General features: G+C 32.4%; 14 protein-coding genes. 11 read left to right on the forward strand and 3 right to left on the reverse strand.

What is annotated here, in order from left to right; all coding sequences use genetic code 11:
• The first annotated feature begins 13 nt into the window (after nucleotides 1-13).
• From GFJ99_RS01805 to GFJ99_RS01850, 10 genes are all read left to right on the forward strand, one after another.
• Entirely contained in the window at nucleotides 14-1,723 is a 1,710-nt protein-coding gene (locus GFJ99_RS01805) for a DUF4270 domain-containing protein (protein ID WP_153207286.1), read from the forward strand.
• A gap of 6 nt (nucleotides 1,724-1,729) precedes the next feature.
• Nucleotides 1,730-3,577, forward strand: coding sequence for a glutamine--fructose-6-phosphate transaminase (isomerizing) (gene glmS / locus GFJ99_RS01810; protein ID WP_153207287.1), 1,848 nt, complete (start codon nucleotides 1,730-1,732; stop codon nucleotides 3,575-3,577).
• 152 nt (nucleotides 3,578-3,729) lie between these two features.
• Nucleotides 3,730-5,241 (forward strand): F0F1 ATP synthase subunit beta, encoded by a 1,512-nt coding sequence (atpD, locus tag GFJ99_RS01815; protein WP_153207288.1) that lies wholly within the window; start codon nucleotides 3,730-3,732, stop codon nucleotides 5,239-5,241.
• 78 nt (nucleotides 5,242-5,319) lie between these two features.
• Entirely contained in the window at nucleotides 5,320-5,601 is a 282-nt protein-coding gene (locus GFJ99_RS01820; RefSeq protein ID WP_026725933.1) for a F0F1 ATP synthase subunit epsilon, read from the forward strand.
• A gap of 59 nt (nucleotides 5,602-5,660) precedes the next feature.
• Complete coding sequence (locus GFJ99_RS01825; protein WP_153207289.1) at nucleotides 5,661-6,815, forward strand: pyridoxal phosphate-dependent aminotransferase family protein; 1,155 nt, start codon at nucleotides 5,661-5,663, stop codon at nucleotides 6,813-6,815.
• 2 nt (nucleotides 6,816-6,817) lie between these two features.
• Complete coding sequence (gene bioD / locus GFJ99_RS01830) at nucleotides 6,818-7,435, forward strand: dethiobiotin synthase (protein WP_153207290.1); 618 nt, start codon at nucleotides 6,818-6,820, stop codon at nucleotides 7,433-7,435.
• A 103-nt stretch (nucleotides 7,436-7,538) separates the two neighbouring features.
• Nucleotides 7,539-8,810, forward strand: a complete 1,272-nt coding sequence (gene bioA, locus GFJ99_RS01835) for an adenosylmethionine--8-amino-7-oxononanoate transaminase (protein ID WP_153207291.1) — start codon at nucleotides 7,539-7,541, stop codon at nucleotides 8,808-8,810.
• Nucleotides 8,811-8,882: 72 nt separating this feature from the next.
• A complete protein-coding gene (locus tag GFJ99_RS01840) occupies nucleotides 8,883-10,055 on the forward strand; it encodes a beta-ketoacyl synthase N-terminal-like domain-containing protein (protein ID WP_153207292.1) in 1,173 nt (390 codons plus the stop codon).
• A gap of 63 nt (nucleotides 10,056-10,118) precedes the next feature.
• Nucleotides 10,119-11,204 carry a biotin synthase BioB gene (gene bioB, locus GFJ99_RS01845; protein WP_153207293.1) on the forward strand — a complete coding sequence of 362 codons (1,086 nt, stop codon included), beginning with the start codon at nucleotides 10,119-10,121 and terminating at the stop codon, nucleotides 11,202-11,204.
• Between the two features lie 54 nt (nucleotides 11,205-11,258).
• The gene (locus GFJ99_RS01850; protein WP_153207294.1) at nucleotides 11,259-11,741 is read left to right on the forward strand and encodes a hypothetical protein; all 483 of its coding nucleotides are present in this window, start codon (nucleotides 11,259-11,261) and stop codon (nucleotides 11,739-11,741) included.
• A gap of 65 nt (nucleotides 11,742-11,806) precedes the next feature.
• Here GFJ99_RS01850 and GFJ99_RS01855 read toward each other — a convergent pair whose 3' ends face one another.
• From GFJ99_RS01855 to aspS, 3 genes are all read right to left on the reverse strand, one after another.
• A complete protein-coding gene (locus tag GFJ99_RS01855) occupies nucleotides 11,807-12,007 on the reverse strand; it encodes a cold-shock protein (protein WP_008255794.1) in 201 nt (66 codons plus the stop codon).
• A gap of 83 nt (nucleotides 12,008-12,090) precedes the next feature.
• On the reverse strand, nucleotides 12,091-12,324 hold the full coding sequence (locus GFJ99_RS01860; RefSeq protein WP_008255796.1) for a hypothetical protein: 234 nt from the start codon (nucleotides 12,322-12,324) through the stop codon (nucleotides 12,091-12,093).
• 45 nt (nucleotides 12,325-12,369) lie between these two features.
• Nucleotides 12,370-14,115 carry an aspartate--tRNA ligase gene (aspS, locus tag GFJ99_RS01865; RefSeq protein WP_153207295.1) on the reverse strand — a complete coding sequence of 582 codons (1,746 nt, stop codon included), beginning with the start codon at nucleotides 14,113-14,115 and terminating at the stop codon, nucleotides 12,370-12,372.
• Between the two features lie 140 nt (nucleotides 14,116-14,255).
• Between aspS and GFJ99_RS01870 the strand changes: the two genes are divergently transcribed.
• Nucleotides 14,256-15,260: a TlpA disulfide reductase family protein gene (locus tag GFJ99_RS01870; protein ID WP_153207296.1), complete on the forward strand. Its 1,005-nt coding sequence runs from the start codon at nucleotides 14,256-14,258 to the stop codon at nucleotides 15,258-15,260.
• The last annotated feature ends 25 nt before the right edge of the window (nucleotides 15,261-15,285 follow it).

The raw sequence follows: 15,285 nt of genomic DNA on the forward strand, positions 1-15,285 counted from the left end.
GGTTTTTACCATTATGAAAAAAAGTTTTTTAAAAATATCATCACTATTATTTCTTTTTGTTCTTATAATTTCATGTGATAAGGATTTTAATTCCTTAGACTCAGATGTAATTGGAGATAATCATTTTGATTTAGAAAAATATGAGGTAGAAAATTTAATCGCATATACTAAAGATACAGGACCTGTACAAGCTAATAATTTACCATTAAATGCTTTAGGTATTTATGATAATCCAAAGTTTGGTCTTACTAAGGCTCATTTTGTGACGCAAGTTGAACTTGGTACCGAAAACCCTTCTTTTGGATATGATCCTGTAATTGATTCGGTGTATTTATATGTTCCTTATTTTAGTTCTCTTCAATCTACAGAAACTTCTGGAGAGCGTATTTATGAATTAGATTCAATTTACGGAAATACAGATACAGGCAAGTTTAAGTTATCGGTAGTTGAAAATGGTTATTATTTAAGAGACTATGACCCAACAGATAATTTACAGTCATCTCAAAAATATTACAGTGACGATAAGGCTTTAATAGATCCATTTAAAGGAACTGAAATACTAAATAATAGTGCAGCCATTGCGCAAAATAATGAGTTTTATTTTAGTAATAAAGAATTATATATTTATAAAACTGATGGTTCTGGTTTATATGTAGATAGTAATGGAGATGTATTGTCTGATCAAAATGACACCACTCTTAGAGTTATAAAAGAAAGAAAAACTCCAGGCATGTGGTTAGATTTAAAAAGCAGTTATTTCCAACAAAAAATTTTAGATGCAACTGCATCAGGAAATCTGTTTAACAATAACATTTTTAAAAATTATTTTAGAGGTCTTTTATTTGAAGTAGAAGAAATTAGTGCAGGTCAAGGAGCATTAGCAATTTTAGATTTTTCTAGAGCCGAACTTAAAATTTTATATAAAGCGTCTGCAGATCCAACAGTTGATAATCCAGACCCAATTAGGACTAGGAGAGAGTTTTTGCTTAAAATGGGTTATAATTCATCATCAACATTAAGAAATAATAGTATTAATTTTTTAGAACATACAAATTCTGTTGATTATCAAGCGGGTTTAGGTGATTCGGATGAAATTTTGGGTAGCAATAAATTATTTATTAAAGGAGGAAATGGTTCAGTTGCCTTTATTGATCTTTTTGGAAATGGCGAACTAGAAACTCTAAGAAATAATGTAACTAATCAGAATTGGTTAGTTAATGATGCTATACTTACTTTTTATATTGATAAAACCTCAATGGTTGGTGTTGATAAAGATAGTGAGCCAGAAAGAATTTATATATTTGATGCAACAAACAATGTAGTTATTATAGATTATTCATTTGATAGTTCAACAAGTTCTAATTCAAAAAATAATAAAGTAGTTTTTGGAGGTATTATTCAAAGAGAAACAGATGATGATAAAAAAGGGATTAAATATACAGTAAGGTTAACAGAACACATTAAGAGTGTTTTAAAAGCTGATGACAATGGAGATTATCAAGATAATATTAAAATAGGAATCTCTGTTACAGAGTCTATAAATCTTGTTTCAACAGCCACTATTAAGAATCCAATTTTAGCTAATGGAGTAGAAGTTGAAAGTATTCCACTGGCGTCAATTTTAAATCCATTAGGAACCATTTTGTTTGGAAATGTAATCACAAATCCTGATGATGCAGACAAAAAACTTAAGTTAAATATTTATTTCACTAAACCTAATTAATAATATATGTGTGGAATTGTTGGTTATATAGGACATAGAGATGCTTATCCGGTAATTATTAAAGGATTACATCGTTTAGAATATAGAGGTTATGATAGTGCCGGAATTGTTTTGTACGATGGGCAAGATTTAAAACTATCTAAGACTAAAGGTAAAGTTTCTGATTTAGAATTAAAAGCGGAAGCGGAGAAAAATACATTTGGTAAAATAGGTATGGGTCATACGCGTTGGGCTACTCATGGAGTGCCTAATGATGTAAACTCTCATCCACATTTTTCAAACTCTGGAAAATTAGTAATTATACATAATGGAATCATCGAAAACTATGAACCATTAAAACAAGAATTAATAAAAAGAGGTTATACTTTTAAATCAGATACGGATACAGAAGTATTAATTAATTTGATAGAAGAAGTAAAGAAAAAAGAAAATTGTAAGCTAGGTCATGCGGTTCAAATTGCCTTAAATCAGGTAATTGGTGCTTATGCAATTGCGGTTATTGATGTGGAAAAACCAAATGAAATTATAGTGGCTCGTTTAGGAAGTCCATTAGCAATTGGAATAGGTGAAGATGAGTTTTTCATTGCATCAGATGCAACTCCTTTTATCGAATATACTTCAAATGCTATTTATTTAGAAGATGAAGAAATGGCAATTGTACGTTTGCACAAACCACTAAAAGTTAGAAAAATTAAAGATGATTCTTTGGTTGATCCATACATTCAAGAGCTTCAATTGAATTTAGAGCAAATTGAAAAAGGAGGTTACGATCATTTTATGATGAAAGAAATCTACGAACAACCAAGTGTAATTAAAGATACTTATAGAGGAAGACTTTTAGCTAACAAAGGTATTGTACATATGTCTGGTGTTGAAGATAATTTAGAAAAATTTTTAAACGCCAAACGTATATTAATTGTGGCTTGTGGAACATCTTGGCATGCAGGATTAGTTGCGGAATATATTATTGAAGAATTTTCAAGAATTCCAGTTGAGGTAGAATACGCATCTGAATTCAGATATAGAAATCCAATTATCAATAAAGATGATGTTGTTATTGCTATATCTCAGTCAGGAGAAACGGCAGATACTTTAGCAGCTATTAAATTAGCGAAAGAAAACGGAGCTTTTGTTTTTGGAGTTTGTAATGTAGTAGGTTCTTCTATTTCTAGAGAAACTCATGCAGGTGCTTATACACATGCGGGACCAGAAATTGGTGTTGCATCTACTAAGGCTTTCACAACACAAATTACTATCTTAACATTGTTAGCACTTCGCTTAGCAAAAGCAAAAGGAACAATGCCTAATTCAGAGTATCAACGTTATTTGTTGGAGTTAGAATTAATTCCTGAAAAAGTAGAAGAAGCGCTTCAAACAAATGAAGTTGCAAAACAAATTGCGGAAATATATAAAGACGCGACTAATTGTTTGTACTTAGGAAGAGGGTATAATTTTCCAGTTGCTTTAGAAGGAGCTTTAAAATTAAAAGAAATTTCTTATATACATGCAGAAGGGTATCCGGCAGCAGAAATGAAACACGGACCTATTGCTTTAATTGATGAGCATATGCCAGTAATTGTAATTGCTCCAAATAAAGGGCATTATGATAAAGTGGTAAGTAATATTCAAGAAATAAAGTCGAGAAGTGGAAAAATTATTGCGGTAGTTACTAAAGGAGATACACAAGTAAAAGCTTTAGCAGATCACGTAATTGAAATTCCTGAAACAAATGAACCATTTACGCCATTATTAACTACAATTCCGTTACAATTATTATCGTATCATATTGCAGTTTTAAGAGGTTGTAATGTCGATCAGCCTAGGAATTTAGCAAAATCCGTAACGGTAGAATAACATTTTAGAAGCGAAATTGTGAAATTTCGCTTTTTTATTGCAAAAAATTCAAAAAATATATTGCAAAATTGTTTTAGAAAAAACTATCTTTGCACTCGGAAAAATACATCATTTTTTCAACATTAATTAGCTATTAAATAAATACATAAGCAATGTCTAGAATCACAGGAAAAGTTGCACAAATTATCGGGCCAGTTGTTGACGTCGTTTTTAATGACTCAAATAACGAATTACCTAAAATTTATGATTCATTAGAAATCACTAAAAAAGATGGTACTTTATTAGTACTTGAAGTTCAATCTCATATTGGAGAAAACACGGTTAGAACCATTTCTATGGACTCTACAGATGGTTTAGCAAGAGGTGTTGAAGTAGTTGCTACTGGTGCGCCAATTCAAATGCCAATTGGAAAAGACGTTTTTGGTCGTTTATTTAATGTAATTGGTGATGCAATTGATGGTTTAGGAAATTTACCTAAAGCAGGTGATAATGGTTTGTCAATTCACAGACCAGCGCCTAAATTTGAAGACTTATCAACTTCTTCTGAAGTTTTATTTACAGGTATTAAAGTAATCGACCTTATTGAGCCTTATGCAAAAGGAGGAAAAATTGGATTATTTGGTGGTGCCGGAGTAGGTAAAACGGTATTAATTCAGGAGTTAATTAATAACATTGCAAAAGGTCACGGTGGTCTTTCTGTATTCGCAGGAGTAGGAGAAAGAACTCGTGAAGGAAATGACTTACTTCGTGAGATGTTAGAGTCTGGAATTATAAAATATGGTGATGAATTCATGCACTCTATGGAAAATGGAGGATGGGATTTATCTAAAGTAGATATGCCAGGAATGAGAGAGTCTAAAGCTACTTTCGTTTTCGGACAAATGAATGAGCCACCTGGAGCTCGTGCACGTGTTGCACTTTCAGGATTATCTATTGCTGAATATTTCCGTGATGGAGCTGGATCTGACCAAGGTAAAGATGTATTATTCTTCGTTGATAATATCTTCCGTTTTACTCAAGCAGGTTCTGAAGTATCTGCACTTTTAGGTCGTATGCCATCTGCGGTAGGTTACCAACCTACATTAGCAACAGAAATGGGTGCAATGCAAGAGCGTATTACGTCAACTAAAAAAGGATCTATTACATCTGTACAAGCGGTTTATGTACCTGCGGATGACTTAACTGACCCTGCACCAGCAACAACGTTTGCTCACTTAGATGCAACAACTGTATTGTCTCGTAAAATTGCTGAGCTAGGTATTTATCCAGCGGTAGATCCATTAGATTCTACTTCTCGTATCTTAACTCCAGAAATCTTAGGTGCTGAACATTATGACTGTGCTCAAAGAGTAAAAGAGATTCTTCAAAAATACAAACAATTACAAGATATTATTGCTATCTTAGGTATGGAGGAATTATCAGAAGATGATAAATTAGCTGTGTCAAGAGCTCGTCGTGTACAACGTTTCTTATCTCAACCGTTCCACGTTGCTGAACAATTTACTGGTATTCCAGGTGTATTAGTTGATATTAAAGAAACAATTAAAGGATTTAACATGATTATGGATGGTGAATTAGATCACTTACCAGAAGCAGCGTTCAACCTTAAAGGTACTATCGAAGAAGCTATTGAAGCTGGACAAAAAATGTTAGCAGAAGCATAATTTAGTGTTCAGTGTTCAGTTTCAGTATTCAGTTACTTGAGCTAATCACTAATCACTATTCACTAATCACTAAGTAATATGATTTTAGAAATAGTATCACCAGAAGCGACATTGTTTAAAGGAGAAGTTACTTCGGTAGCAGTTCCTGGAATTAACGGTGAGTTTCAAATGCTAAATAATCACGCACCTATTGTTTCTTTATTAGCAAAAGGGAATGTGAAAATCAACGCTCAAAACATTAAAATTGAAAAAGAATTTGTTTCTAAATTCAATAAAGTAAATGAGCAAACGTATTGGTTACCTATTAATTCAGGCACCATCGAAATGAATGAAAACAAGATTATTGTTTTAGCCGACTAAGACAATAGATTTATAGTAAAAAGTCCTGCAAATTGCGGGACTTTTTTTATTTTTGATGTATGAAGTTTCCTAAATCATTACAAGAAAAATTAAACAAACGTATAGCCGATAATGCTTTACGTCAATTAACTATTCCTTCTAAAAATAGAATAGATTTTTCTTCTAATGATTATCTTGGATTTGCTAGAAACGAAATTATTTTCAATCAAGCACATCAGTATCTTTTAGATAATAATTTTAAAATCAATGGAGCAACAGGTTCTCGGTTAATTTCGGGAAATCATGATGTATATCAAACCACAGAAGACTTTATAGCCAATTTTCATCAATCGGAATCCGCTTTAATTTTTAATTCAGGTTATGATGCGAATGTTGGGTTTTTTAGTGCCGTTCCACAACGTAATGATATTATTCTGTATGATGAATTATGCCATGCTTCCATTCGTGATGGTATTCAAATGAGTCATGCAAAAGCCTATAAATTTCAACACAATGACACTGAAGATCTAGAAAGCTTACTTTTGAAATTTCAATCGGAAACAAACGAGATTTATATTGTTACTGAATCCGTTTTTTCAATGGATGGTGATACTCCAAATATAGAACAACTCGTTTTACTTTGTGAAAAATATAAAGTATATCTGGTGGTAGATGAGGCTCACGCCTTGGGTGTTTTTGGCGAAAATGGTGAAGGGATTTGCCAGTCTTTAGGGTTTCATAATGCTGTTTTTGCCCGAATTATGACCTTTGGAAAAGGATTAGGTTGTCATGGAGCAGCCATTTTAGGGAGTCAAGAATTAAAAAGTTTTTTGGTTAATTTTTCTAGAAGTTTTATCTATACCACCGGGCTTTCTCCTCATAATGTTGCAACCATTTTAACTGCTTATTATCATTTAAAAATAGAGAAAAATGCTCTGGTTAATTTAAAAGAAAATATTCAATATTTTAACCAACAAAAAGTCCATTTTGGTCTAAAACCTTTATTTGTTTATAGTAAATCGGCAATTCAATGTGCGGTTATTCCAGGAAATGAAAAAGTAAAAAACATAGCTTCTCAATTGCAAGAAAAAGGGTTTGATGTAAAAGCAATCTTGTCGCCAACCGTTCCGGAAGGTCAAGAAAGATTGCGATTTTGTTTGCATAGTTATAATTCGGAAAAAGAAATTAATGAAGTCATGCAAGAATTGGCTACTTCGGTTTTTAAAACACAATAAACATGAAAATATTCATTACAGGAATCGGAACAGATGTTGGAAAAACAATTGCTTCATCAATAGTAGTAGAAGCGTTAGAAGCAGATTATTGGAAACCTGTTCAAGCGGGTGATTTAGATAATTCCGATAGCCATAAAATCCAACGCTATATTGCTAATTCTACAACTAAAATCCACGAGAATAGTTATAAACTAAATACACCAGCAAGTCCACATTTTGCAGCAGAAATAGATGGAGTTATCATAGATTTAAAACAAATCAAAGAACCAAAAACAAAAAATAACCTAGTAATTGAAGGCGCGGGAGGTGTTTTGGTTCCATTAAATAATACGGATTCTATTATCGATTTAATTCAGAAAGATTATAAGGTAATTTTAGTGTCGCGTCATTATTTAGGAAGTATTAATCATACTTTGTTAACGATTCAAGCTTTAAATAATCGAAATATTTCAGTGGCAGGAATCATTTTCTCAGGAGATGAAAATAAAGCTACCGAAGAAATTATTTTATCAAAAACAACAGCCAAAGTCATAGGTCGAATTGATAACGAACCCTATTTCGATCAAAATGTTATTCAATATTACGCGGATAAGTTTCGAGGAAATCTTTTAAGTTTATAGACAGATGTAACGAAGATAAAAATTTTGATTGATTATATTTGCAAACTAATTATAGAAATAGCTTGAGTCTTTTCTCTTTGCTCTTTCTTCTATTTTCTAAAAAATGAATCTTTCCGAAAGAGATAAATTATACAATTGGCATCCATACACCCAACACAAAACGGCAAAGCATTTTCCTGCTATTGTAAAAGGCGAAGGGGCGTTGTTGTGGGATGAAAATAATAAAGAATATATTGATGCCATTGCTTCTTGGTGGGTGAATCCATTTGGACATTCAAATAAAATAATTGCTGATGCTATTTACAAGCAATTAACGACATTAGAACATGTTTTGTTTGGAGGTTTTACACATGAATCTGCGGTACTTCTTGCTGAAAAACTGATGGAAATTTTACCTTCTAATCAAAAGAAACTCTTCTATTCTGATAATGGTTCAACCGCGGTTGAAGTCGCTATTAAAGTTGCGATGCAGTATTGCTACAATCAAAATATAAAGAAAACCAAAATCATTGCTTTTGAAGATGCTTTTCACGGCGATACTTTTGCTGCAATGGCGGCGAGTGGAATTTCAATTTTCACCGAAGCATTTCAAGGTTCGCTTTTAGAAGTGGTTCGAATTCCAGTTCCAACAGTTGGTAACGAAGAGAAATCGATTCAAATACTTGAAGAATTAGTTAAAACGAATGAATTTGCCGCTTTTATTTTTGAACCTTTAGTGCAAGGTGCGGCTGGAATGGTAATGTATTCATATGAAGTTTTAGATAAATTAATTGCAATTTGTAAACAAAATAATGTTTTTACCATTGCCGATGAAGTAATGACAGGTTTTGGAAAAACAGGAAAAACATTTGCTTCAGATTATTTGATTGAAAAACCCGATATGATGTGTTTGTCAAAAGCGCTTACTGGCGGAACAATTCCGATGGCGATTACGACATTTACGCAAGAAATTTTTGATGGTTTTTATGATGATGATACAAATAAAGCATTGTTTCACGGACATACATTTACTGCAAATCCTACGGGTTGTGCTGCGGCTTTAGCAAGTATTCAATTGTTGCAAACAGAAAAAATGCAGTTAAATATTGAACGAATTCATCAAAGTCATTTAAAATTTGAAAACACCATCAAAAATCATCCAAAAGTAAAAACCACTCGAGTTTTAGGGGTCATTTTTGCATTGGAAGTTGTAACTGAAAATCGGGAAAGTTACTACGGTACACTTCGAAATAAGTTATATGATTTTTTCATCGAAAATGGAATTATTTTGCGACCAGTAGGAAATATAGTTTACATCTTGCCACCATATGTTATTTCACAAAAGGAATTGAAAAAAGTATATCAAACAATAGAAAAAGCTTTAGAAATAGTTTAGTTTTGCACTATTGTTTTAATAGATTATCAGCAAAATAATTGTTGGTAATTCGTTTATTCAAGCCCAAAAATCATGCAAATCAAAATCGCAATAACATCTTTAGCCTCACTTTCACCATTAGGAAATACTCCCAAAGTCATTTGGCAAAATTATCTTTCTGGAAAGTCATTGATTGGAATTAAAGATTTTTACGACGAACCCCAATTTGTAGCACAAATTCCAAGTGAGTTTAAAGCTGATATTGAAGAATTAAGAAAATCAGACATTAAATATAAAGCATTAGACGAAACGGTTTTAATGGCTATTTTGGTCTCGCGACAGGCTATTAAAAACGCAGGGTGGAAAGCAGGTGACGATTTCGGAATTAATGTAGGTTCGTCTCGTGGCGCTACGCAATTATTTGAAAAACATCACAAAGAATTTATTGAAACGGGTAAAGCAGGAACATTAGCTTCTCCAACTACTACATTAGGAAATATTTCGTCTTGGTTAGCCCATGATTTAAAAAATAATGGTCCCGAAATTTCGCATTCTATTACTTGTTCCACCGCTTTACATGCAGTTTTAAATGCGGTAGCTTGGTTGCAATCAGGTATGGCAAATAAGTTTTTGGTAGGTGGAAGTGAAGCGCCGTTAACCGCTTTTACTATTGCTCAAATGCATGCTTTAAAAATTTATTCAAAACAAAACACCATCGAAAATAATGAGTTTCCTTGTAGAGCTTTTGATTTTTCTAAAACTAAGAATTCGATGGTTTTAGGGGAAGGAGCTGCTGTTGCATGTTTGGAAATTGGAACACAAGAAAAGGCATTGGCATATATTGAAGGCATCGGTTATGCTACAGATGATATTGAACATAATATTTCGATTTCGGATGAAGCGAATTGTTTTCAAAAGTCGATGAAAATGGCATTGAAAAACACCAATCTAGAAGCAGTAGATGCTATTGTTATGCACATGCCAGGAACATTAAAAGGAGATACTTCAGAATACAAAGCCATTCAGAAGCTATTTGGAAATGAATTACCAATGCTTACGACAAACAAATGGCAAGTTGGGCACACATTTGGAGCTTCGGGCATGTTGAATTTTGAAATGGCTATTTTAATGATGCAACACAATCATTTTATTCAAGTGCCGTTTGCTGAAAAACAAAATGTAAAAAAAGAAATTAAAAAAGTATTGATAAATGCTGTTGGATTTGGAGGAAATGCTGTGAGTGTTTTGCTTTCAAAAGAATGCTAAATAAACATTTAATGGTGTTAATTTTATCCAAAATCCTTACATTTGAAAAATAATTTGAACATGATGAATACGACTAGACATAACTGGACCAAAGAAGAAATTATTGCTTTATACAACAAACCGATGATGGATTTATTGTACGAAGCAGCAACAATTCACAGAATAAACCACGATCCTAATGTGGTACAAGTTTCTACCTTATTATCTATTAAAACAGGAGGATGTCCAGAAGATTGTGGCTATTGTCCACAAGCAGCAAGATACCACACCGATATTGAAACAAACGATTTAATGTCGGTACAACAAGTAAAAGCTCAAGCTTTACGCGCTAAATCATCAGGTTCTTCAAGAGTTTGTATGGGTGCGGCTTGGCGTAATGTTAAAGACGGACCAGAGTTTGAACAAGTTTTGGAAATGGTAAGAACCATCAACAAATTAGATATGGAAGTATGTTGTACTTTAGGTATGATTACTGAAAATCAAGCAAAACGTTTAGCTGAAGCTGGTTTGTATGCTTACAATCACAATTTAGATTCGTCAGAAGAATACTATAAAGAAGTAATTTCTACAAGAGGTTACGAAGACCGTTTGGAAACGATTGCAAATGTTAGAAAAACAAATGTAACCGTTTGTAGTGGTGGAATTATTGGAATGGGAGAATCAGTAGAAGATAGAGCAGGAATGTTAGTTGCTTTAGCTTCGTTGAATCCACAACCAGAATCAGTGCCAATTAATGCTTTAGTTGCTGTAGAAGGCACGCCTTTAGAAGATGAAAAACCAGTTGAAATTTGGGATATGATTCGTATGGTTGCTACTACACGTATCGTTATGCCAGACACACAAGTTCGTTTATCGGCAGGTAGAACACAAATGACAAGAGAAGGACAAGCAATGTGTTTCTTTGCAGGAGCTAATTCTATTTTTGCAGGAGATAAATTATTAACGACTCCAAATCCAGATGTAAATGAAGATATGAAAATGTTCGACTTATTAGGATTGAATCCTCAAAAACCATTCATTAAGAAAATGCAACCTGAAACGGTTGAAGCGGAAGATTCTGCTTACCAAGCATTAGGTGAAAAACCAAAATGGACAAGACCAGAGCATAAGATTGAAAGAAATATTGAAGCATCGGCTTCAAAAAAATAAGTAAATAAACAATTTTGAAAGTCTGTATTAATACAGACTTTTTTATACATTTTTATGAATAATATTATAAGTTATCAAAAAGAAATTTCTTTTGTTAAGCGTTTTTTTGGAATTGCATTTACAATTTTAGGTGTTTTAATGCTTCTTTTAACTGGTAGTTTAATGACGCTTATTTTTATTGCTATAGGTTTGGGATTAAATACTGCAGAAGGTTCCGAAATCAATTTGTTTTCTAAACAGTTTAGAACCTTTCATACGTTATTTGGTATTAAAGTTGGAAAGTGGTTGCCAATACCAAATTTTGAATATGTATCAGTTTTTAAGACCAATGAAAGTCAAACGGTTAGAGTTATTACTGCGGAGACTACTCAAAAATATGAAATTATACATGTAAACTTGTTTTACAATCGTAATAAGCACATAACGTTTTATAAAACAGTAAACAAAGAAGATGCTTTTGAAGTAGCTAATCATTTCAAGTTAGCGCTTAATATAGATGTTTTAGATGCTACAGAAAACGAAAAGAAATGGTTATAAACAAAAAAAAAGTCCCGATTTAATCGGGACTTTGTTCTTTCTAGGTAATCAAAAAATAATATATATTAGTCTTCGATAACTACTACTTGAGCAGCTACTTTACCTTTTCTTCCTTCTTCTTCTTCGTAGCTAACTGCATCACCTTCATTAAGAGATTCAACTCTCATTCCGCTTGCGTGTACGAAAATGTCTTTTCCTGTTTCATCATCTGTGATAAAACCGTAACCTTTTGATTCATTGAAGAATTTAACTTTGCCTGTGCGCATTTGTGTAATATAAAAAAATTAATAATAGTCAAAGATATACTTATTTACGAAACAAAAAAGAAAAAGTTGTAAATATTTGAAAATTATTGATTATCAGTGTCTTTGTTTTTAAATTTGTTCAAATCAAACACATAATCATTAATGTTTTTATTCTTATATCTATGATAAATAAAAAGAGGCATTAAGACTAAGGCTAAAATTAAAATTCCTACGCCAATCCATTTATCACCTTCTGGGCTTTCGTAGCTTTTTATAGAATAACCATATCCTACAAGACTAATTACTACTATAAGTAAAATTCTAATAATCCATTTCATTTGGTAAAAAAATTAAAGGTCCTTCTATTGAAGAACCTTTTGTTATTATCTTAATTTAATATGTAATTCTTGTAATTGAGTTTCATCAATTTTTGAAGGAGCATCAATCATTACATCTCTTCCTGAATTATTTTTAGGGAAAGCAATAAAATCGCGAATCGTTTCTTGTCCGCCTAAAATTGAAACCAAACGGTCTAATCCAAAAGCCAAACCTCCATGAGGTGGCGCTCCAAATTCAAATGCACTCATTAAAAATCCAAATTGTGCTTGTGCTTCTTCTTTGCTGAATCCTAATAAATCAAACATTCTAGATTGTAAATCTCTATCATGAATACGAATAGAACCTCCGCCAATTTCGTTTCCGTTTAAAACCATATCATATGCATTTGCACGAACTTTTCCAGGTTCAGTTTCAATTAATGCCATATCTTCTGGTTTTGGTGAAGTAAATGGATGGTGCATTGCATGGTATCTTCCGCTTTCTTCGTCCCATTCTAATAATGGGAAATCAACTACCCATAATGGCGCAAATTCGTCTGATTTACGTAATCCTAATCTTGTAGCAACTTCCATACGAAGTGCCGATAATTGAGTTCTTACTTTATTTGCGTTTCCTGATAAAATTAAGATCAAATCACCAGGTTTTGCATTGGTAATTTCGGCCCATTGTTTCAAATCTTCTTGATCGTAGAATTTATCTACTGATGATTTGAAAGTTCCATCTTCTTCGCATTTTACATATACCATTCCTGAAGCTCCAACTTGTGGGCGTTTTACCCAATCAATTAAAGCATCAATTTCTTTTCTTGTGTATGAAGCACAGCCTGGAGCAGCAATTCCTACTACTAATTCAGCTGAATTAAATACTGGAAAATCTTTATGTTGGGCTACAGCATTTAACTCACCAAATTTCATTTCAAAACGAATGTCTGGTTTGTCGTTCCCGTAGGTTTTCATAGCGTAATCGTATGTTATTCTTGGAAATTTCTCTACTTCAACACCTTTAATTTCTTTTAGTAAATGACGTGTTAACCCTTCAAACATATTTAAAATGTCTTCTTGCTCAACAAATGCCATTTCGCAGTCTATTTGTGTAAATTCTGGCTGACGGTCTGCACGTAAATCTTCATCACGGAAACATTTTACAATTTGGAAATATTTATCCATTCCGCCTACCATCAATAACTGTTTAAAAGTTTGAGGCGATTGTGGTAAAGCGTAAAATTGGCCTTCATTCATTCTACTTGGTACTACGAAATCACGTGCACCTTCTGGGGTAGATTTAATTAAATAAGGTGTTTCCACATCACAAAAACCTTGGTCAGAAAGATATTTTCTTACTTCCATTGATACTTTGTGACGGAATAATAAGTTGTTTTTAACCGGATTTCTTCTGATGTCTAAATAACGGTATTTCATACGAATATCTTCACCACCATCAGTTTCATCTTCTATTGTAAATGGAGGCAATTGTGCTTCATTTAAAACGGTTAATTCGGTAACTAAAATTTCAATATCACCAGTTGCCATATTTGCGTTTTTAGATTCACGCTCAATAACAGTTCCTTTTATTTGTATTACAAATTCTCTACCTAATGATTTAGCACGTTCAAAAACAGCTTTATCTGTTCTTTGTTCATCAAAAATTAATTGAGTAATTCCGTATCTATCACGTAAATCAACCCAAATCATAAAACCTTTGTCTCTCGATTTTTGAACCCAACCAGCTAGGGTAACTTCTGTATTAATATGCAAAGCGTTAAGTTCGCCGCAATTATGACTTCTGTACATTTTAAAAAATTTTATGCAAAAGTAAGAACAAAAAAGAAAATTTTTAGTTTCAATTGTTAATTATAATAGAATTTTAATTCGTTTTTATCGTTTTATAAAATAATAGTATAATTTTACACAAACCTTATTTACTTATTTTTATGAAAAAACTAGTTTACTTATTAGTATTGTCGGTTAGTTTTTCTTTTGCACAGACTGATGTGAAAGGAAAAGTTAAGTTTTCGGCTAAAATTGAAAACAGAAACAGCGACACTTTAACCATTTATGGTCCCAATAAATTTAAACAAGAAATTCCAGTTAATAAAAAAGGAGTTTTTGAAACAACTTTTGAAGTTACTGACGGTTTACACCAATTTACTGATGGCGCAGAATCGTCTATGATGTATTTAAAAGCTGGAGATGATTTATATTTAACTTTAGATACAAAAGAGTTTGATGAAACTATTTTATATACCGGAAAAGGATCAAAGGAATGTAATTATTTAGCACAAAAAGCACTTACTGACGAAAAATTTGAAATGGAGTTAGAGGGTTTGTTTGAACAAGAAGGTGATGTTTTTAAAGCAGCTTTAGATAAAAAACAAAAAGAAGATTTAGCTAAACTAGAAAGTTCAAACTTAGATGAAAGATTAGTTGCACAAATTAAGCCTAGAATTGCTCAAGAAGGTATGATGCTTACTCAGTATTACAATCAAAAAGCAGCTGCTAAAAAAATTGAAGGAACACTTTCTGCAAGTTTTGATTATGAAAATCATAAAGGAGGAAAAACTAAGTTAGAAGATTTAAGAGGTAAATATGTATATATTGATGTTTGGGCAACATGGTGCGGCCCTTGTAGAGCTGAAATTCCTCATTTAAAAAAGGTAGAAGAAAAATACCATGGTAAAAATATTGAATTTGTTAGTATTTCTGTTGATACCGATAAAGATCATGAAAAATGGCAAAAATTTGTTGTTGATAAAGAGTTAGGTGGAATTCAATTATTTGCTGATAAAAATTGGAATTCAGATTTTATTAAAGCTTTTGGAATTAATTCAATTCCTAGATTTTTGTTAATAGGTCCTGATGGTAAGGTTGTAAAAGCTGATGCTGCAAGACCTTCTTCATCTCAATTAATTGAGCTTTTAGATAGTTTATTGAAATAAAAAACACATACTTAATTGTAAGCCA

This window comes from Flavobacterium sp. LMO6 (assembly GCF_009495795.1).
Taxonomy (GTDB): Bacteria; Bacteroidota; Bacteroidia; order Flavobacteriales; family Flavobacteriaceae; genus Flavobacterium.